This is a genomic window from uncultured Microbacterium sp., from assembly GCF_913776565.1.
Classification (GTDB): domain Bacteria; phylum Actinomycetota; class Actinomycetes; order Actinomycetales; family Microbacteriaceae; genus Microbacterium.
In genome coordinates this window covers 23,918-41,361 of sequence record NZ_CAJYPF010000156.1, presented here as the reverse complement: position 1 = coordinate 41,361, position 17,444 = coordinate 23,918, and the positions used below count along the sequence as shown (strand labels likewise).

General features: G+C 71.3%; 19 protein-coding genes. 14 read left to right on the top strand and 5 right to left on the bottom strand.

Features of this window, described 5'->3' with window-relative positions; genetic code table 11:
• The 7 genes from QZ433_RS08635 to rpsN form a co-directional block, all read left to right on the top strand.
• A partial coding sequence (locus QZ433_RS08635) for a permease (RefSeq protein WP_295782005.1) occupies nt 1-449 on the top strand: 449 nt, incomplete at its 5' end.
• Nucleotides 442-1,299, top strand: coding sequence for a TIGR03943 family protein (locus tag QZ433_RS08630; protein WP_295782000.1), 858 nt, complete (start codon nt 442-444; stop codon nt 1,297-1,299). The genes QZ433_RS08635 and QZ433_RS08630, both read left to right, overlap by 8 nt.
• A complete protein-coding gene (locus tag QZ433_RS08625; RefSeq protein WP_295781998.1) occupies nt 1,289-2,695 on the top strand; it encodes a hypothetical protein in 1,407 nt (468 codons plus the stop codon). The genes QZ433_RS08630 and QZ433_RS08625 overlap by 11 nt, the downstream gene beginning before the upstream one ends.
• Nucleotides 2,695-3,393 carry a DNA-3-methyladenine glycosylase gene (locus QZ433_RS08620; protein ID WP_295781996.1) on the top strand — a complete coding sequence of 233 codons (699 nt, stop codon included), beginning with the start codon at nt 2,695-2,697 and terminating at the stop codon, nt 3,391-3,393. The genes QZ433_RS08625 and QZ433_RS08620 overlap by 1 nt, the downstream gene beginning before the upstream one ends.
• Nucleotides 3,394-3,531: 138 nt before the next feature.
• Nucleotides 3,532-3,768, top strand: a complete 237-nt coding sequence (gene rpmB / locus QZ433_RS08615) for a 50S ribosomal protein L28 (protein ID WP_055832508.1) — start codon at nt 3,532-3,534, stop codon at nt 3,766-3,768.
• On the top strand, nt 3,768-3,938 hold the full coding sequence (rpmG, locus tag QZ433_RS08610; RefSeq protein WP_013584775.1) for a 50S ribosomal protein L33: 171 nt from the start codon (nt 3,768-3,770) through the stop codon (nt 3,936-3,938). Before rpmB ends, rpmG begins: the two co-directional genes overlap by 1 nt.
• A gap of 4 nt (nt 3,939-3,942) precedes the next feature.
• Complete coding sequence (gene rpsN, locus QZ433_RS08605) at nt 3,943-4,248, top strand: 30S ribosomal protein S14 (RefSeq protein ID WP_022878196.1); 306 nt, start codon at nt 3,943-3,945, stop codon at nt 4,246-4,248.
• A gap of 61 nt (nt 4,249-4,309) precedes the next feature.
• Here the strand turns inward: rpsN and QZ433_RS08600 are convergent, their stop codons facing one another.
• Nucleotides 4,310-5,854, bottom strand: a complete 1,545-nt coding sequence (locus QZ433_RS08600) for a LuxR family transcriptional regulator (RefSeq protein ID WP_295781989.1) — start codon at nt 5,852-5,854, stop codon at nt 4,310-4,312.
• Nucleotides 5,851-7,311, bottom strand: a complete 1,461-nt coding sequence (locus QZ433_RS08595) for a LuxR C-terminal-related transcriptional regulator (protein WP_295781987.1) — start codon at nt 7,309-7,311, stop codon at nt 5,851-5,853. The genes QZ433_RS08600 and QZ433_RS08595 overlap by 4 nt, the downstream gene beginning before the upstream one ends.
• A 356-nt stretch (nt 7,312-7,667) precedes the next feature.
• Here QZ433_RS08595 and QZ433_RS08590 point away from each other — a divergent pair, with 356 nt between their 5' ends.
• Nucleotides 7,668-7,955: an HU family DNA-binding protein gene (locus QZ433_RS08590; protein ID WP_013584778.1), complete on the top strand. Its 288-nt coding sequence runs from the start codon at nt 7,668-7,670 to the stop codon at nt 7,953-7,955.
• Nucleotides 7,956-8,032: 77 nt separating this feature from the next.
• Nucleotides 8,033-10,015: a cytochrome c oxidase assembly protein gene (locus QZ433_RS08585; RefSeq protein WP_295781974.1), complete on the top strand. Its 1,983-nt coding sequence runs from the start codon at nt 8,033-8,035 to the stop codon at nt 10,013-10,015.
• Between the two features lie 40 nt (nt 10,016-10,055).
• On the opposite strand, the gene QZ433_RS08580 is transcribed toward QZ433_RS08585, so the two are convergent.
• Both QZ433_RS08580 and QZ433_RS08575 read right to left on the bottom strand, forming a co-directional pair.
• The gene (locus tag QZ433_RS08580; protein WP_295781972.1) at nt 10,056-11,126 is read right to left on the bottom strand and encodes a hypothetical protein; all 1,071 of its coding nucleotides are present in this window, start codon (nt 11,124-11,126) and stop codon (nt 10,056-10,058) included.
• Between the two features lie 42 nt (nt 11,127-11,168).
• A complete protein-coding gene (locus tag QZ433_RS08575; protein ID WP_295781970.1) occupies nt 11,169-12,002 on the bottom strand; it encodes an NAD(P)/FAD-dependent oxidoreductase in 834 nt (277 codons plus the stop codon).
• Nucleotides 12,003-12,053: 51 nt separating this feature from the next.
• On the opposite strand from QZ433_RS08575, the gene QZ433_RS08570 reads away from it, so the two are divergent.
• Nucleotides 12,054-12,521 (top strand): MerR family transcriptional regulator, encoded by a 468-nt coding sequence (locus tag QZ433_RS08570; RefSeq protein ID WP_295781967.1) that lies wholly within the window; start codon nt 12,054-12,056, stop codon nt 12,519-12,521.
• Nucleotides 12,522-12,597: 76 nt separating this feature from the next.
• The gene (locus QZ433_RS08565) at nt 12,598-13,971 is read left to right on the top strand and encodes an AAA family ATPase (RefSeq protein ID WP_295781965.1); all 1,374 of its coding nucleotides are present in this window, start codon (nt 12,598-12,600) and stop codon (nt 13,969-13,971) included.
• Between the two features lie 3 nt (nt 13,972-13,974).
• On the opposite strand, the gene QZ433_RS08560 is transcribed toward QZ433_RS08565, so the two are convergent.
• The gene (locus QZ433_RS08560) at nt 13,975-14,628 is read right to left on the bottom strand and encodes a heme oxygenase (biliverdin-producing) (RefSeq protein ID WP_295781963.1); all 654 of its coding nucleotides are present in this window, start codon (nt 14,626-14,628) and stop codon (nt 13,975-13,977) included.
• A 185-nt stretch (nt 14,629-14,813) separates the two neighbouring features.
• Between QZ433_RS08560 and QZ433_RS08555 the strand changes: the two genes are divergently transcribed.
• From QZ433_RS08555 to QZ433_RS08545, 3 genes are all read left to right on the top strand, one after another.
• Nucleotides 14,814-16,085: a serine hydrolase domain-containing protein gene (locus tag QZ433_RS08555; RefSeq protein ID WP_295781960.1), complete on the top strand. Its 1,272-nt coding sequence runs from the start codon at nt 14,814-14,816 to the stop codon at nt 16,083-16,085.
• A gap of 7 nt (nt 16,086-16,092) precedes the next feature.
• Nucleotides 16,093-17,001 (top strand): EamA family transporter, encoded by a 909-nt coding sequence (locus QZ433_RS08550; RefSeq protein WP_295781958.1) that lies wholly within the window; start codon nt 16,093-16,095, stop codon nt 16,999-17,001.
• Between the two features lie 81 nt (nt 17,002-17,082).
• Nucleotides 17,083-17,409, top strand: coding sequence for a DUF3140 domain-containing protein (locus QZ433_RS08545; protein ID WP_295781955.1), 327 nt, complete (start codon nt 17,083-17,085; stop codon nt 17,407-17,409).
• Nucleotides 17,410-17,444 lie beyond the last annotated feature (35 nt).

The window sequence follows — 17,444 nt, the reverse complement described above, 5'->3', positions numbered from 1 at the left end:
CCGAGCGCTTCCTCGAGACGTGCGAGATCGTCGTGCAGGAGCGCGGCGACCGCGGGCGGCGCACCCTCGCGCAGTTCGTGGTGGAGCTGCGCTCGGTCATGCCGGCGCTCATCATCGGCTCGCTGCTCGCGGGGGCGGTGCAGGTGCTCGTACCGCGCAGCGCCCTGCTGGCGATCGGATCGGACCCCGCCCTGTCGATCGCGGCGATGATGGTGCTCGCGATCGTGGTGTCGCTGTGTTCGAACGTCGACGCGTTCTTCGCGCTGTCGTTCGCGTCGACCTTCACGCCGGGTTCGATCGTGGCGTTCCTCGTCGTCGGCCCGATCGTCGACCTGAAGATGATGGCGCTGCTGCGCACCACCTTCACCACGCGGGTGCTCGCGGGCATGACGGTCGTGGTGGTGCTGTTCGCCTTCGCCCTGGGAACGGTGGTGAATCTGCTTGTCTAGGACCGGAGCACTGGCGACCCGCTGGCTCGGTGTGGGCCTGACCGCCTGCCTGTCGATCACCACGGTCACGCTGTGGCTGACGGGCCGCATGTCGCTGTACATCAACCCGGACTCGGCGTGGTTCGCCGTGGGCATGTCGATCGTCGCGCTGATCGGCGCGATCGCGTCATTCGCGCTCCCCCTGGGCGCCGAGGCCGACCACGGACACGACCACGAGCACGGCCACGCCCCGGCCGCCGCCTCGGCGCGGCGCGAGGCGTTCGCGCACGCCGACCACGAGCATTCCGACCCCCTCGACGCGCACGATCGCGCCGCGCACGAGCACCTCGCGGCCCGACCGCGGCTCACCCCCGGCGGCATCGCCGCGTTCACGGGCGGGGTGATCGCTTCGGGCGCGGTCATCGCCGTGCTGTTGACCCCGGCGGCATCGCTGTCGACCGAGCTCGCCGTCTCGCGCGACGTGGGCGCACCGCCGCTGTTCGCGGGCAGCGACGTGGTGACCCTGGCCGCCTCCGGCGACACCTCGCAGTTCGGCATCGGCGACTGGTCGGCGGTGTTCGCCCACGCCACCAACCCCGAGACCTTCGACGGCAAACCCGTCACCCTGACCGGCTTCATCACGCCCGGCGGCGACGGTGCGAGCTTCGACCTCACGCGCCTGGTCATCACGCACTGCGTCATCGACGCGCAGACCGCGCGACTGCCCATCGCCGCCTCGGGGAGCACCCCCTCGACCGGCCAATGGGTCACCGTCACCGGAACCGTGCGTTCCAGCGGCGACGGCAAGCTCGAGGTGCAGGCGGAGCAGGTGGCGGCGATCGACGAACCGGCGGACCCCTATGAGTACTGACTCCCGCCGCTCGCGCGCACGCAAGCGGCGCGGTCGCGGCTTCGCGGTCGCGTTCGCGGCGGTGCTCGTGGCGCTCGTGGTCGTCGGCGGTCTCGGCGGCGTCGTCGCCGTCGCGCAGGGACCGCGCGTCACGGACGTGCAGGTCGACCCCGCGGCCGCGATCGCGGCATCCGGATCCCGCGTGATCCTCACCACGACCCAGTCGCTCCAGAGCGTGGATCCCGCGCAGGTCGAGGTCGACCCGGCGACGCCGTTCACGGTCGACACGGCGGGCCGGAGCGTCGGCGTGCGCTTCACCCTGCCGCTGCGCGACGACACCGATTACCGCATCACGATCGACGGGGTGAGCGGTCTGGGCGCGGGGCCGTCGTCGACGCTCACCGAGACGTTCCGCACGCCACCCCTGCAGGCCTATCTCATGCAGCGCGGCACCCCTGAGGGCGACACGATCTTCCGCACCGACCTGCAGGGGGAGGCGGGACTGCCGGTGTTCGTCCACCCGCACATCGAGGACTTCCGGGCGACGGCGAACCACCTGGTCATCTCGGTGCGCGACGGCGACACCGCGCGCGTGATCGTGACCGATCCCGACGGCGGCAACCAGCGTGACATCGCCCTGCCGGGGCCGGGGTACGTCACCAACCTGCAGTCGGCGGATCGCGGGGAACGCATCGGCTTCACCTTCTCGGATGCCGACCTGAGCGCCGCGGGAGGCCGCGAGAGTCGCCTGTTCACGGCGTCGGCGGCCGACGACGCGCCGCCCACCGAGGTGGGCCTGAACGGCGGCGACGTGCGCATCGCGGACTACCGCTTCGTCCCCGACACCGACAGCATGCTCGTGCTGACGTTCGACTCCCGTCTGCTGCTCACCGATGCGCAGGGCGGCAACGCGGCCCCACTGGGAAGCGCCGTCTCGATCGACGGGATCGCGCGCGGCTCCTCGGTCGCGATCGTCGAACGACTGGAGGGCATTCGCGAGATCGACCTGACCGACGGGTCGGAGACGGGGCTCGTCACTCCCGTGGACCCGCCGGGGCTTGCCGGCCGGGCGACCCCGGTGCCGGGGGCGGGCGCGGGAACCATCCGCTCGTTCGCCGACATCAGCACCGACGGGGTGTCGCGTTCGACGACGATCGCCCACGTCGACACGGCGGGGGCGGTGCGCCCCCTTCTCGAGGTTCCGGGCTCGGACACCGCGCTGCAGACGTGCGTCTCGCCGAGCGGCCGCTACGCGGCGGTGCTGGTCGCGCCGCGCGCCGTCGACAACCCCTTCGACCGGTATCAGCTGCCGCTGCCGGAGCGCCTGCTCACGCACCTGGTCGAGATCGACACGGGTCGCGAGGTCACGGCGCTGCAGGGTTTCGACCTGTCGTGGTGCCAGGTCCCCCCGCAGTGATGCGACCGGCGACCCGCGCGGACCTGTCGCTGCTGCCCGTCGAGGCCGCCCCCCTGCTGCTGGGTGGGCTGCTCGAGACGGTCGTCGCGGGGGAGCGCGTGGTCGTCCGCCTCACCGAGGTCGAGGCGTACCACGGGCTCGGCACCGGCGATCGACCCGACCCGGCGTCGCATGCCCGCATGGGACCGACCGCGCGCAACGCGACGATGTGGGGCGAACCCGGTCATCTGTACGTGTACCTGAGCCACGGCATCCACTCGTGCGTCAACGTCGTCTGCGGGCCCGAGGGGGTCGCGGGGGGTGTGCTGCTGCGCGGGGCCGAGGTGGTCGAGGGCGCGGACATCGCCCAGCGGCGCCGCCTCGCGCGCGGCGGGGTGGTGCGTTCGCGCCGGGAGATCGCCCGGGGCCCGGGCCGCCTGGGTGATGCGGTGGGTCTGCGCCATCCCGTCCACGACGGTATCGACGCCGTCGCCGGCGCGGAGCGGGCGGGGGCGCGAGCCCGGCTGCTGCTGCCGGAGACGCCGGCCGCGGGGGTGGCGACCGGCCCGCGCGTGGGTGTCGCGGGCATCGCCGGGACCTCGGCGTTCCCCTGGCGGTTCTGGATCGAGGGGGATGCCACGGTCTCGCCGTTCCGATGGGGACGCGGGGCCGCCGAAGCGGCGGCCCGTCAAGCCGACACGCCGCCCGTGCTAGACTGACCCCTTGTCTGCGCGCACTCCAGCACGCAGTTCGCATCCCACACCCTGATCACGGCCTTCGGTCGCGCTCGGACGGGGTGCAGACAAGGGATCTTGGGTGGCACCGTCCGGTGTCACGGTACAGAAGGAGACATCACCATGGCAGCAGTGTGCCAGGTGACTGGAGCGGTTCCCGGCTTCGGTCACAACATCTCGCACTCGCACCGCCGGACGAAGCGCCGCTTCGACCCGAACGTGCAGAAGAAGACCTACTTCGTTCCGTCGCTGGGTCGCAACATCAAGCTCAACGTTTCGGCGAAGGGCATCAAGGTCATCGACGCTCGCGGCATCGAGTCCGTCGTGCGTGACCTGCAGGCGAAGGGCGTGAAGCTGTAATGGCGAAGAAGGCTCAGGACGTCCGTCCGATCATCAAGCTGCGTTCGACCGCCGGCACGGGGTACACCTACGTGACGCGCAAGAACCGCCGCAACAACCCCGACCGCATCGTGCTCAAGAAGTACGACCCCGTGGTCCGCAAGCACGTCGACTTCCGAGAGGAGCGCTAAGCACATGGCTAAGAAGAGCAAGATCGCGCGCAACGAGCAGCGCAAGGTCGTCGTCGAGCGCTACGCCGCGAAGCGCGCCGAGCTGAAGAAGACCCTGGTCGACCCCAACGCGACCGACGAGGCCCGCGAGGCCGCCCGCGTGGGCCTGCAGAAGCTCCCCCGCAACGCGTCGCCCGCGCGCGTGCGCAGCCGCGACGTCATCGACGGCCGCCCCCGTGGTGTCCTCACGAAGTTCGGCGTCTCGCGCGTCCGCTTCCGTGACATGGCCCACCGTGGCGAGCTGCCCGGTGTGACCAAGTCGAGCTGGTAAGCACCAGACACCCGTTCGAAGGGCGGGGTTTCCGAGAGGAGCCCCCGCCCTTCGTCGTCCGTCAGTCGTCCGTCCCGTCGAGCCGCCCGATCACCTCGGCGCGCGTGGCGACCCCCAGCTTGCGGTAGATCGATCGCAGTTGGCTCTTGACCGTGTTCGGTGACACGCCTCGTGCGCGCGCGATCTCGTCATTGGTCCGCCCGCGACGCAGCAGCTGCACCAGTTCGTGCTCCGTCGGCGTCAGCGCGACCGGGGAATCCCCCCGTACGTCGCTCACCGTGACGAGATGCAGCTGCCGCAGCACGGGAGCGAGGGGTCCGGCCAACTCGGGATGCGAGCGGAGCGCGTCGTCGACGAGCGCTCCGGCTTCTTCACCGGGCAGCATGAGGAAGGGCGCCGCCGACATCCCGTTGCGGGCGACGAGCAAGAGAGCGGTGCGCATGCTCTCTCGCGCCGACCGCTCGTTGCCCGTGCGGAGCAGGGCGATCGCCCGTCGCGCGAGCACGGGTACCAGTGTGCGCAGGCAGTGATCGAGGTCGGCCGACACGCAGCCCTCCGTGCCGTCGAGGAGCTCCTGCTCGCGCCCGAGGGCGAGCAGAGCCGCCGAGCGCTGCATCGCGAAGCACGCGCCGTGTCCCTCGGGGCTGTCGTAGGGACGCAGCAGATCGAGAGCGCCCAGGTGATCGCCGTGAGCGACCATGAGATCGGACATCACCGACACGACGAAGTACCGCAGCATGCGGTGACTGCTGCGACGACGTCCGCTGAGCAGCAGATTGCGCCCCGCGGCGAGGGCGGCCGCGAAATCGTGCGTGAACATCATCGCGCCGACCTCGAGCGCGTCGGCGGTGAAGAGGGCATACGCGTCGTCGTGATGGACCGCGCGCAGCTGATCGGCGACGCCCTTCAGCCCCGCGGCGTCCATGCGGATGACCGCGATCGTGCCTCTCGCGGTCATCTCGGCGTAGGCGACCTCGGATGCGTCCCACCCGTTGTCGCGGAACAGCGTCAGCGCCTCGTCGATGCTGGCCTGCGCTGCGCGGATCTCGCCGTTGAGCGCTCGGCCGAGGGCCATGACCGAGAGGGCGCGGTAGCGCAGAGCGGGCGTATCGGCGAAGAGCAGCGCCTCGGCGCCGAAGCGTGCACCCATCTGCGGTCGGCCGGCGGCGGTGCAGTACTCGCCCGCCCCGGCGTACAGCTGCGACCGTGCGGCCGAGGACAGCTGGGCCGGACGGCGCAGGCGCACGCCGTCGAAGGCGCGGCGAACGAGGTCGGCGCCGTCCGACAGGGCATCCCGTCGCGCTCGGGCCGAGAAGCACGCCGCTGCAGTCAGCGCCTCGGCGTCCGTCCAGACGCGCGGCGCGGTCGGCGGGAGGCACTCGGCGAGCAGCGTCAGGTGACGAGCGAGCGGCACGCCCCGTCCGGGGACGAGCCGCGCGGACGTGGCGGCGGCCGCGGCCCGCAGCGTGGCTCCGATCGGCGGTGAGGGGACGGCATCCGGGGTGGTGTCCGCGGGCTCGCGGCGTCCCTTCGCCCCGGCCGCACGCAGGTGAACGATCGGGGACGGGGCCTGGTCGTCCCCGGGGGGCCGCGGCCAGGGGGTCATCGATCGGTCATCGATGAGGAGGTGAGCCTCTGGACCGCCTCGGCCCGCCCGTTCACGCCGAGCTTGACGTAGATGGAGCGCACCTGACTCCTGACCGTGTTCAGCGAGACGCCTCGGTCTCGGGCGATCTCGGCGAGGCTCGAGGGGGTCGCCAACGCGGACGCGAGAGTGCGCTCGGTCGGCGTGAGCCCGGCGGCCCACGTGTTCTCCGTCCCGTCCGCGGTCGCCGGGACGGCGTTCTCGAGCAGGGTCAGCAGCTCGTCGACGACCGGGCGGGCCGACGCGCGCTCCGCCGCGACGGCGTCGAAGAGGAACCGCAGCTCGTCGAGCGGCAGCGAGAGGAAGGGGACGGCGGACGCGCCGATGCGTTCCGTCAGCAGCACGACCGCCTCCATGCACCTCAGCGCGCGTCGGTGCGCCCCCAGACGCTGGAACGCGAGGGCGCGGCGAACCAGCAGGGGGCCGAGGGTACGCGGGTTGTGCCCCGCTTCGTCCGCGGCGCAGAGGTCGGTGTCGGCGATGAGCTCGCGATCGCGACGCAGGTGCAGCAGAACGGTCGCCCGGTGCGTCGGGAAGCAGACCCCGTGCCCCTCGGGACTCTGCCACGGCGCGAGCAGCGCCAGCGCCTCTTCGAGTTGTCCGCTGGCGACGAGCAGGTCGGCGTGCATGCAGACGACATGCAGTCGGCACCCTCTCCAGCTGCTGTGGATGCCGCTGCTGTGCAGCAGGTGCGCGCTGCCGGCGAGGGCGCCGGCGATGTCGCCGCGGAAGAGGCGCGCGATCACGTCGGCCATCCCGGCCGTGAAGTCCCAGAAGGCGTCACCGGGCTGCGTCGCGCGCAGATCGGCCGCGATCTGTTCCAACGCGTCCGCGTCCGCGCGTGCGGCGGCGACGGTGATGCGCGCGAAGAAGGTGACGAGCATGCGCTCTGTCGACGGCCACCCCTGCGCGCGGTACAGCTCGTCGGCGTCCTGCAGCAGGCGTTCGGTCTTGTCGACATCGCCGTCCAGACCCGCCGCGAAAGCGCCCGCTGCCAGCGCGCGATATGTCAGCCCGGGAGTATCGGCGAACAGCAGGGCCTCGTCCGCGAACCGCGCCGCGACGTCGGCGAGCGCGAGGCTGCAGGTGTACTCGGAGACGCTGGAGTACAGCAGCGAGCGAGCGCCCGCCGACAGGGAGGCGGGGCGGGTGAGGCGGACGTCGTCGAAGAAGCGGTCGACGAGTCCCGACCCGAGGGTGAGGGCGTCCTGGCGTGCACGGGCGGTCAGCTGGGCGGCGAGGATGCCGGCCGCGTCGTCGGTCCACAGCGCCGGCGGACTCAGCGGTTCGCACTCCGCGAGCAGGGCGAGGTCGCGAGCGGGGGGAAGGCCGTTACCGGGTGAGAGTCGGGCCGCCGTCCGCGCCGCCGCGGCACGGAGGTCTCCCCCCACCTCGGAGATGTCCAGGGCCGAAGTCATGACGGGTCTCCGTTCGTGCCGGGAGCTCCTCGTCCGTCGGGTGAGGATACGTGGTGGCGGTCATTCTAATGCGCGCCTCGCCCTCTTCTTCACCCGGGTGAGGGCACGCGTCGTGTGCTCACCGCGGGTCGAACGGTGCGCGACGCGAGAGCCACGGCGCTCTCGGGAGGGAGAGGCCGCCTCCGGGGGTCGTCACCGACGCGACACGCCGCGCAGAAACGGACCAAATCGGTCAGAATCCGCGTAATTCCGCGGTTCGGTTGATACTGTCGAGGCGGTCTCCCGACCACCGAGGAGAATTCCTCCTCGTCCGCGTAACGAGAGGCGACGCGCGCCGTCGCCTGGAGGACAACCACATGGCCGACAAGTCCATCACCAAGACCGAGCTCGTCGCGAGCATCGCCAGCGCGACCGGGCAGAGCCAGTCCGCCGTGTCGGGCGTGCTCGACTCCCTCTTCTCCACCGTCTCCGAGGCGGTCGCCAAGGGCAGCAAGGTTTCGATCCCCGGCTGGATCGCCTTCGAGCAGGTCGCGACCTCGGCTCGCACCGGCCGCAACCCGCAGACGGGTGAGGAGATCTCCATCCCCGCCGGCAAGCGCGTCAAGGTCACCGCGGGCTCGAAGCTCAAGGCCGCCGTCAAGTAATTCGACCGCGAGTCTTCAGAGGGGGGATGCCATCGGCATCCCCCCTCTGCCATGCGCGTGCGACGTAGGCTGGAGGGGTGAATCCCCGACTCCTGCGCGTCGCGGGACCCGTCATCCTGATCGTGGTCTCGCTGATCGCCGTCGTCGCGGGGCTCGCGTACGGCGGGGGCGCGGCCGAAGCGCAGCTCGCCGACCCCGGGCCGTTCGTGCGCTGGGGGCTGCCGATCGCCACGGTGGTGGTCAACCTGTCGGCGGCGACCATGGTCGGATCGCTCGTTCTCGCGCTCTTCGCGCTGCGCGCGGGGGAGCGACCGTTCGAGATCGCCCTGGACACGGCATCCATCGGCGCGGCGATCTTCACCGTCTCGGCGGGTGTGACGGGATTCCTCACGTTCCTGAACGTGATCCCCGCCTCTCCCACCCTCGACGCGGTCTTCGGCCAGCAGCTCGGGCGGTTCCTGGTCGAGAGCGAGGTCGGGCCCGCGTGGCTGATCACCACGATCGCCGGAGCGGTGCTGACCGTGCTGACCTTCGCCGTGCGCTCGTGGGTGCCCACCCTGATCGTGGCGATCCTCGCTCTCGCGGCGCTCGTCCCGATGGGCACCCAGGGGCACGCGGGCGACGAGGCGAGCCACAACGCCGCCGTCACCTCTCTCGTGCTGCACATCATCGCCGCGGCGGTGTGGCTCGGCGGGCTCATCCTGCTCGTCGTCGTACGCCCCGCCATGTCGCGGACCGACCTGCAGAAGACGCTGCTGCGCTACTCGTCGATCGCGCTGGTGGCGTTCATCGTGGTCGCCGTGTCGGGCACCGTGCGCGCCTCGATCGGCCTGCTCGGGCTGCAGAACATCTGGTCGGCCTACGGCGTGCTCGTCCTGGTCAAGGTGGCTGCCCTGATCGCGATGGGCGTGCTCGGCGCCTGGTATCGCCGACGTCTCATCTCGCGCATGGGTGACGAAACCGGCTCGCGTCGCTTCTGGGGTGTCATCTCGCTCGAGCTGGTCTTCATGGGCATCGCCAGCGGCGTCGCCGCGGCCCTGGCCCGTACACCTCCTCCGGTCGAGGCGCCGCTGGTCGGTCGCACGCCGGCCGAAGTGCTGACGGGCTCGCCGCTGCCCCTCGACCTCACCCCCGAACGCTGGTTCACCGCGTGGGACGTCGACCTGCTGTGGACCCTCGTGGTCGCCTTCGCCCTGTTCTTCTACCTCGCGGGTGTCTGGCGCCTGCTGCGTCGCGGCGACTCGTGGCCGATCTACCGCACGGTCCTGTGGGCCCTGGGTCTGTTCGGGGTGTTCTGGGTGACGTCCGGTCCGATCAACGTGTACCAGGACTACCTGTTCAGCATGCACATGATCGGTCACATGCTGCTGTCGATGGCGATCCCGCTCATGCTGGTGGCGGGGGCTCCGGTGTCGCTCGCGGCCCGCGCGATCCGCAAGCGCGACGACGGCACTCGCGGCGGTCGCGAGTGGATCCTCTGGGCCGTGCACAACCCGGTCGCCAAGGTGCTGACCAACCCCTACGTCGCGGCCGGGCTGTTCATCGGCTCGCTGTGGGCGTTCTACTACACCGACCTCTTCCGCTGGTCGCTGTACGACCACGTCGGCCACATCTGGATGGTCGCGCACTTCCTCGTCACGGGGTACCTGTTCGTGCTGAGCCTCATCGGCATCGACCCCGTCCCGTACCGGCTGCCGTATCCGCTGCGTCTGCTCGTGCTCATCGCGATCATGGCGATGCACGCGTTCTTCGGCATCGCGATCATGATGAACTCCGGCCTGATGGTGGCGGAGTGGTTCGGGGCGATGGGGCGCACGTGGGGAGCGACTCCGCTGCAGGACCAGTATGTCGGCGGAGGTGTCGCGTGGTCGGTGGGTGAGATCCCGACCCTGATCCTCGCGATCGCGGTCGCGATCCAGTGGAGCCGCAGCGACGAGCGCCAGCAGAAGCGCCGCGACCGCCACGTCGATCGTGTCGGAGACGCCGAGCTGGACGCGTACAACGAGGAGCTCGCCCGCCTGGCCGCGCGCGACGCCCGCCTGGCCGAGCGCCGCGGCTGACCCTGCTCCCCCGGCGCCCCGTCCCGCCGCCGGTGAGGGGTCAGTCGGCCGAGCCGCCGATGAGGATGGAGGCCGACCCGTCGGGCAGGACGGAGATCTGGCCGTTGACGGTGAAGGCGACATCCTCTTCGACGGTGCGCACGGTGCCGTCGAAGATCGAACGGATGTCGACGTCGATGTGCGCGACCGCCGCGGCGTCGGGGATGCGCCACCCCGCCCCGTCGGGGACGACGGTGACCTGCGGCTGAGCGACGATCGACCAGGTGGGGGCGTCGTCGATGCGGTTGCGCACGGTGAAGCCGAAGGGGCAGCCGGTGGGCTGCAGCACCTTCTGTTCGGCGCACGCGCTCAGGAACTCCTCGACCCGCTGCTGCACGACGCCGACGAACTCGCTCGTGGGCTGGGCCTGCACATCGACCGGGATGCCGGTCATCGGCGCATCGGCCAGGACGGCGACGCCGGGGGTCGACGAGATGGCGGTGTCGACGGCGACCGAGTACAGCCCGGGCGAGAAGACCAGCAGGGGGAGCGCGGCGGTGGGATCGGCATCCGCCCCGTCGATCGAGACCTGGCGCTTGTCGACCTCGAAGCCGTTCACGGCGAAACGCATCGAGCCCTCGACCGAGAGCTTCACGACCGCGAGCGGACTGCGGGCGAACCTCCAGCGCGGCAGCAGCCCGGCCGTGGTGTCGGGTTGCACGTCGAAGGTGGTGGTGCCGGCGTAGTCCCCGGCGCGGTAGGACACCGTGACGCGCGTGCGGTCGCCGTCGACCTGCTCCCCGGTGACCGCGGCATCCGTGAGCGTCGTCAGGGACTCGGGTCGCAGCAGCGCCTCCGAGGCGGTCGCGGGCAGGCCGGCGGCCTCGAGCTCCGCCGAGTCCACGGCGACGCCGGGGACGGCGAGGGCCTCGGCACTGCGGCGATCCTGCAGCAGCTCGAGGTAGTGCAGCACGAAGGCGCGGGGGCTGTAGAACTCGCGGTACAGCGAGGCCGCGCCCGCCCCGATCGCGGCGATCAGCAGGACGCCGATCAGCGCGATGGTCACGAGGGCGCGCGCGCGTGCGGCCCCGACACCCCTGGGCGTCGCGGGGCCCCCGCCGGCAATGTCCACGGACCCAGTCTAGGAACGGCACCTGTGCGGTGCCCCCGCGCGTCAGTCCATGACGAGCGAGTGCACCACGGCGACGGCGGCGAGCTGGCCGCCGGAGATGGCCGCGGCCAGCGAGAACAACGGGCCGGGAAGGTGGTCGGGCTGCGCGATGTCGCCGACCGCGTACACGCCCTCGACGCTCGTGCGGCCGAATGCATCGGTGCGCAGGGCCCCGCTGTCCTGGCGCAGCAGGGCGAGACCGTCGAGGAAGGCGCCCCGCACGCTCCAGGTGGGCGCGACGAACGCCCCGGCGACCTCGGGCGCGGAGCCGTCGGTCAGGTGCAGGCGCAGTCCGCCCTCGATGCCGAGGACCTCGCGCACGGAGGCCGGGTCGATCACCTGGACCTCGGATGCCACGGGCTCGAGCATCCGGGAGAGGACGGCGGCGTGCGGCGAGGCGTTGAGGACCGCGACAGGGCGACCGGCGAACTCGTGCCCGTGGCAGAAGGGGCAGTTGGCGACCGTGTCGCCCCAGTGCGCGGCGAGACCGGGGATCGGCGGGAGGTCGTCGGTGACCCCGGTGGCGAGGATCACCGCGTGGGCGCGGAGCCGTCCGCCCGCGGTCTCGACCGTCAGCGCGCCGTCGGTGCGCCAGACGGCGGTTGCGGCGGCATCCCGGATCTCGACCGTTTCGTACGCGGCGATCTCGGCGCGGGCGATCCGGCGCAGCTCGGCGGGATCGCGTCCGTCGTTGGTGAGCAGGTTGTGCGCGTGGCGAACGGTGGCGTTGCGGTACTCGCCCGAGTCCAGCACGAGGGTGCTGCGGTGCATGCGCCCCAGCGTGAGGGCCGCCTGCAGGCCCGCCGGGCCGCCCCCGATGATGATCGCGTCGTACATGATGAGCTCCTTCCGCTTGTGTTCGCGTCCATGGTGTGACTTCATGTCGACATGAAGTCAAGCGGTGAGTCCATCGGAGACGCCGCGGCACGGTTCGGCCTCGACACCCACGTGCTGCGGTACTGGGAGGACGAGGGGCTGCTCCGCCCCGCGCGCGACGGCGCCGGACGACGCCTCTTCGCGGAGGACGACGTCGTGCGTGTCGCGGTCATCCTGCGCAACAAGGCGGCGGGGATGTCGCTCGAGCAGATCCGCGTGCTGCTCGACGAGGCGGCGCCCGACCGGCACCGGGTGCTCGAGGAGCACATCGCCGAGCTCGACCGGCGCGCCGCCGACATCGCCGAGGCGCGTGCGATGACCGAGCATGCGCTGCGTTGCCGCTCGCACGACATCACGCAGTGCCCGCGCTTCCGCAGCCACGTCGGCGACGTGCTGTCGGGCGAGGCGCGCTGGCTGCTCGACCGCACCGAGCCGAGGGGCGGCCCGGTCGGCGCGGCATCCGGGTCCGCTCCCACGTGATGGAAGAGGGCGGTCGACGAGAGCACCGATCCACACGGGGCCGCCGCCCTCGGGCGGCGCGAACTAGCATGAACCGGTGACCACGCCGCCCCTCTCCGCCGAGCAGCAGGCGCTGTTCCGGCTGATCGAGGACACGCGTGAGCACGTCTTCGTCACGGGCCGCGCCGGCACCGGTAAATCGACCCTGCTGCAGCACCTCGCCTGGAACACGAAGAAGCAGATCGCCGTCTGCGCGCCGACGGGTGTGGCGGCGCTCAACGTCGAGGGCCAGACGATCCACTCCCTCTTCCGCCTGCCGATCGGCCTGATCGCGAACGGCGACATCGATCAGAACGACGCCACCCGCAAGATCCTGAACGCCATCGACACCCTCGTGATCGACGAGATCTCGATGGTCAACGCCGATCTGATGGATGCCATCGATCGCTCGCTCCGCCAGGCGCGGGGTCGGCGCGCCGAGCCGTTCGGCGGGACGCAGATCGTCATGTTCGGCGACCCGTACCAGCTCGCCCCCGTCCCGCCCCGCGGCGACGAGATGCGCTACATCCGCGACCATTACCGCTCGTTCTGGTTCTTCGACGCGAAGGTGTGGTCGGGCGAGGCAGCCGCCGACGGGCTGATCGACATCGGTCGGCACGGGGCCGATCTGCACGTGAACGAGCTCGTCGAGATCCACCGGCAGTCCGATCCCGGGTTCAAGCAGCTGCTCAACGCGGTGCGCTACGGACGCGTGACGGCCGAGATGGCGGGCGTGCTCAACGCCGCGGGGGCGCGGACGCCGCCGCACCCCACCGACGGCGAGCACCCGATCATCACGCTGGCCACGCGCAACGACCGGGTCAACACCATCAACCGCCGCCATCTCGACGAGCTGGTCGGCCGCACGCAGACCGCCAACGCCGAGATCTCGGGGGACTTCGGTCGCGGAGAGGCGAACTACCCGGCCGAGATGGAGCTCACCCTCAAGGTGGGCGCGCAGGTCATGTTCCTGCGCAACGACAGCGCGCAGTTCGGCGAGGCGCCGCGGTGGGTCAACGGCACGATCGGCACCGTCACCCGCATCGCGGGCGACAGCGTGCGGGTCGAGGTGGACGGTATCGCCCACGACGTCGAGCCGGCCGTGTGGGAGAGGTATCGCTACGCCTACGACCCGGGGACCAAGAACCTCTCGCGCGAGATCGTCGCGGAGTTCACGCAGTTCCCGCTGCGTCTCGCCTGGGCCGTGACGATCCACAAATCGCAGGGCAAGACCTACGACCGCGCGGTGGTCGACCTGGGGGCGGGGGCGTTCGCCCCGGGGCAGACCTACGTCGCACTCAGCCGGCTGACCTCGCTCGACGGCCTGTACCTGACGCGGCCGCTGCGGCCCGCCGACATCCGCGTCGACGAGGACGTGCGCCGCTTCATGAAGCAGGCCTGGCTCGCGCGACAGGATGCGGCGCAGGCGTGAGCCTCAGGCGACGCGCGCGGCCTTGGCGCGGGTGAGATCGGCGAACAGCTCAGTGGTGAAACGGTAGGCCACGAGGACCTCGGCGATGACCCGCTCCTTCTCGTCGTCGTCCCACGGGGCGGCGTCGAGCTGCTCGCGGTAGATGCTCTTGAAGGCCTTGGGGTCGGCGATGTCGCCGAAGAGCAGGAACCCGATGCCGTTGGTCTCGAACCCGAACCGGCGCTGCATCAGGCGCCCGATCGAGGGTCCGCCGGACAGGTCGCCCACGAAGCGCGTGTAGTGGTGCGCGACGAAGCCGCCCGGCCACGTCGCCGCGACCCGGCGGATGCGCGAGACGTACGCCTGCGTGGTCGGCAGAGGATGGATCAGCTCGCGCCAGTCGGGACCCCGCAGAAAAGCGAGGTCGGCCTCGAGGGCCGGGAGTCGGGAGTGGTGATCTCGGACGAAGACGGATGCCACCGGGTCGGTGCGCATGCGGATCGCCGCCTCTTCGAGCGCGGCGTAGAGGAACCAGTGCTGCGCGATCAGGGCGATGTAGTCCTCGCGTGTGCCGGCCCCGGTGAGCAGGTCGGTCATGAATCCGTCGCACTCGCGCGCGGAGTGCGCCGCGCTGGAGCGTTCGCGCAGAGCCGTGGAGAACGGGGCGACGGCGTTCATGCGGCCATCATACGCAGAAAGTTAGGATCGCCTAACCCCTCTTTCCGCCGCCGGGGCGCTTTCGAGCGACAGTCGTGATGCACCCGTGACGCCGCATCGGCGCAAGGGGCGGTCGCGTTCAGGTGCCGTGTGTTTGAATCTTTCGGGAGCGGGCTTCGTCGCGCTCGGAAATGCTGGGGGTACACATGCGCGGATGGCGTCGTTCCGCGGCCATCGCGATCGCGGGCGCGAGCATGCTCGCCGTCGTCCTGAGCGGCTGCACGTCCCAGGGGTCCGTCACGATCGACGTCCCCACCCAGGTGGACGGGCCCCTCCCCGACGAGACGGTCGCCGAGATGCGCGACGCGGTCACCGCCGCCATCGCCGCGACCGGGTCCACCGGCGCGATCGTGGGCGTGTGGGCCCCGTGGAGCGGCAGCTGGGTGTCGGGCGTGGGCACGCAATCCCCCGGTGGCGCCGAGGTGACCCCCGACCTGACCTTCCGCGCGGGTGAGGTCACCGGCGCGATGACCTGCGACGCGCTCTACACCCTCGAGGCCGACCGGACCCTGTCGATGGACGACCCCGTCACCACCTGGGTGAGCGGTCTGCCCGGCTACGAGGACATCACGCTGCGCCAGCTCTGCGACGGCACCTCGGGACTGGGGTCGTACACGACGATCCTCGACCGCATGGTCCTGAACAACCCCGACCGCGTATGGAACCCTCGCGAGCTCGTCGCCTACGGCATCTCCCAGCCGCGGCGCAACGCGCCCGGAGAAGCCTTCTCGGCCTCGGCCACCAACGCCGATCTGGCGGGCCTGGCCGTCGAGCGGGCGACCGGGGAGCCGCTCGCCACCGTCATCGCCGAGCGGGTCACCGGGCCCCTCGGTCTGTCGGCCACCGGCATCCCCGCCCCCGCCGCCGCCACCCCGGGGCCGTCGTCGCTCACCGGTCACTGGTCGCAGCCCAACGCCGAGGGCGCGTTCGACTGCTCCGCCCCGCTCGAGTTCAGCACGATGTCGTCGAGCTACGGCGGGGCGTCCGCCGGTGCCGTGACCGACATCGACGACCTCGGTCGGTACGCGCAGGCGCTCGCGACGGGTGCGCTGCTGCCGTCCGAGAACGACCGGTTCGCCGCGCCCGTCCCGGTCGGCGGCGACCAGCCCACGTGGTTCACCGCGGCGGGCGGTGCCTACCAGGCCGGCTCGCTCATCGGACAGTACGGCTGGACGCCCGGCTACCTCGCGGGCGCGTTCGCCGACCCCCAGACCGGCATGTCGGTCGCCGTCGTGCTGAACAACTCGGCCGGCAACAAGAACACCGGCGCGTGGTTGGCCTGGCAGCTCGCAGCGATCGCCTCGAAGGCTCCCGCCGCGGCGGGACAGACGATGCCCGAGGCGGGGCTGCCGTGGACCGCCGAGCAGATGCGCGACAACATCGCGGGCAACGCGATCTGCGCTCCGCCCGCGGGATGATCCGCCGGTGACCGGGCGGGGCGGCCCGGGTTCGGCCGCATCCCTCGTGCTGGTCGGGCTGGTGTGCCAAGAGGTCGGCGCGTCGTTCGCCGTCATGCTGTTCCCGCAGACGGGGCCGCTCGGCATCGTCATGCTACGGCTGCTCTTCTCGGCGATACTGCTGCTGGTGATCGCGCGCCCGCGCCTGCGAGGACACTCGGGCCCCGCCTGGCGGTCGGTCGTCGGGTTCGGGCTGGTGCTGGCATCCATGAACGCTCTGTTCTACCTGGCCCTCGAACGGCTGCCGCTGGGCGTCACCGTGACCATCGAGGTGCTCGGGCCCCTCACGCTGTCGATCCTCACCGCGACCGGACTCGCGCGCTGGCTCTGGGCGGGCCTGGCGCTGGCCGGGGTCGTCGCCCTGGGCGCGGGCGGATGGGACCGGCTGGACCCTCTGGGCGTCGCGTTCGCGCTGGGGGCGGCGGTCAGCTGGGCGCTGTACATCCTGGCGTCCGCCCGGGTCGGCCGCGAATTCCCCCGCCTGGACGGTCTCGCCCTCGCGATGGCGATCGGCGCCGCTGTCGCCCTGCCCTTCGGCATCTGGCAGGCGGGTCCGGCGCTGCTGCGCCTGGACATCCTCGCCCTGGGCGCGGCGGTCGCGCTGCTGTCGTCGACCATCCCCTACGCGCTCGAGCTCGTGGCGCTGCGGCGACTGGCGGCATCCGCCTTCGCGATCCTCATGAGCCTGGGCCCCGCGACCGCGTCGATCGCCGGGTTCCTTCTGCTCGGGCAGCGGTTGTCGTGGCTGGAGATCCTGGGCATCGCGCTGGTGATCACCGCCAGCATCGGCGCGGTCCTGGCCGCCGCCCGCCGCGGCACAGGCGCCCGGCAGGCCGGCCCCGACATCGACGAGCCGCTCAGCGAGCCCGTCGGCTGATCCGCTTCGAGCGGGATGCCATCGCGGCGGCGCGCGTGCAAGGGGGCCGCGGCGCGCGTCCGGGGCCGGGAGGATGGCGGCATGAGCGATGAGGATCAGACCCGCGAGGATTTCGACGAGGCCGTCAACATGACCGCGAGCGAGTTGAAGAAGTGGCTCGACACGGACGAATCGAAATCGGTCGGGCAGAAGAAGGACGGCGGGGAGTCCACCGGGCACGAGAGCGGGCGACACATCGTGCGCATCCTCGAGAAGAAGGCGTCCGACCTGACCGACGACGACTACGCGCACATGCGGAAGGTCGTGGGCTACGTCAAGCGGCACAGCGCCCAGCGACCCAAGGGCGATGTGACCGAGACCGACTGGCGGTACTCGCTGATGAACTGGGGCAACGACCCGAAGAAGTGACGGCCGTCAGGATGTCGTGAGGATCGCCCTCTCGT

Bases quoted from the DNA above. Each gene is read 5' to 3' on its own strand.
- QZ433_RS08625 (WP_295781998.1), top strand. From the start codon at position 1,289: ATGAGTACTGACTCCCGCCGCTCGCGCGCACGCAAGCGGCGCGGTCGC.
- QZ433_RS08620 (WP_295781996.1), top strand. From the start codon at position 2,695: ATGCGACCGGCGACCCGCGCGGACCTGTCGCTGCTGCCCGTCGAGGCC.
- rpmB (WP_055832508.1), top strand. From the start codon at position 3,532: ATGGCAGCAGTGTGCCAGGTGACTGGAGCGGTTCCCGGCTTCGGTCAC.
- rpmG (WP_013584775.1), top strand. From the start codon at position 3,768: ATGGCGAAGAAGGCTCAGGACGTCCGTCCGATCATCAAGCTGCGTTCG.
- rpsN (WP_022878196.1), top strand. From the start codon at position 3,943: ATGGCTAAGAAGAGCAAGATCGCGCGCAACGAGCAGCGCAAGGTCGTC.
- QZ433_RS08600 (WP_295781989.1), bottom strand. From the start codon at position 5,854: ATGACCCCCTGGCCGCGGCCCCCCGGGGACGACCAGGCCCCGTCCCCG.
- QZ433_RS08595 (WP_295781987.1), bottom strand. From the start codon at position 7,311: ATGACTTCGGCCCTGGACATCTCCGAGGTGGGGGGAGACCTCCGTGCC.
- QZ433_RS08590 (WP_013584778.1), top strand. From the start codon at position 7,668: ATGGCCGACAAGTCCATCACCAAGACCGAGCTCGTCGCGAGCATCGCC.
- QZ433_RS08575 (WP_295781970.1), bottom strand. From the start codon at position 12,002: ATGTACGACGCGATCATCATCGGGGGCGGCCCGGCGGGCCTGCAGGCG.
- QZ433_RS08570 (WP_295781967.1), top strand. From the start codon at position 12,054: ATGAAGTCAAGCGGTGAGTCCATCGGAGACGCCGCGGCACGGTTCGGC.
- QZ433_RS08560 (WP_295781963.1), bottom strand. From the start codon at position 14,628: ATGAACGCCGTCGCCCCGTTCTCCACGGCTCTGCGCGAACGCTCCAGC.
- QZ433_RS08555 (WP_295781960.1), top strand. From the start codon at position 14,814: ATGCGCGGATGGCGTCGTTCCGCGGCCATCGCGATCGCGGGCGCGAGC.
- QZ433_RS08545 (WP_295781955.1), top strand. From the start codon at position 17,083: ATGAGCGATGAGGATCAGACCCGCGAGGATTTCGACGAGGCCGTCAAC.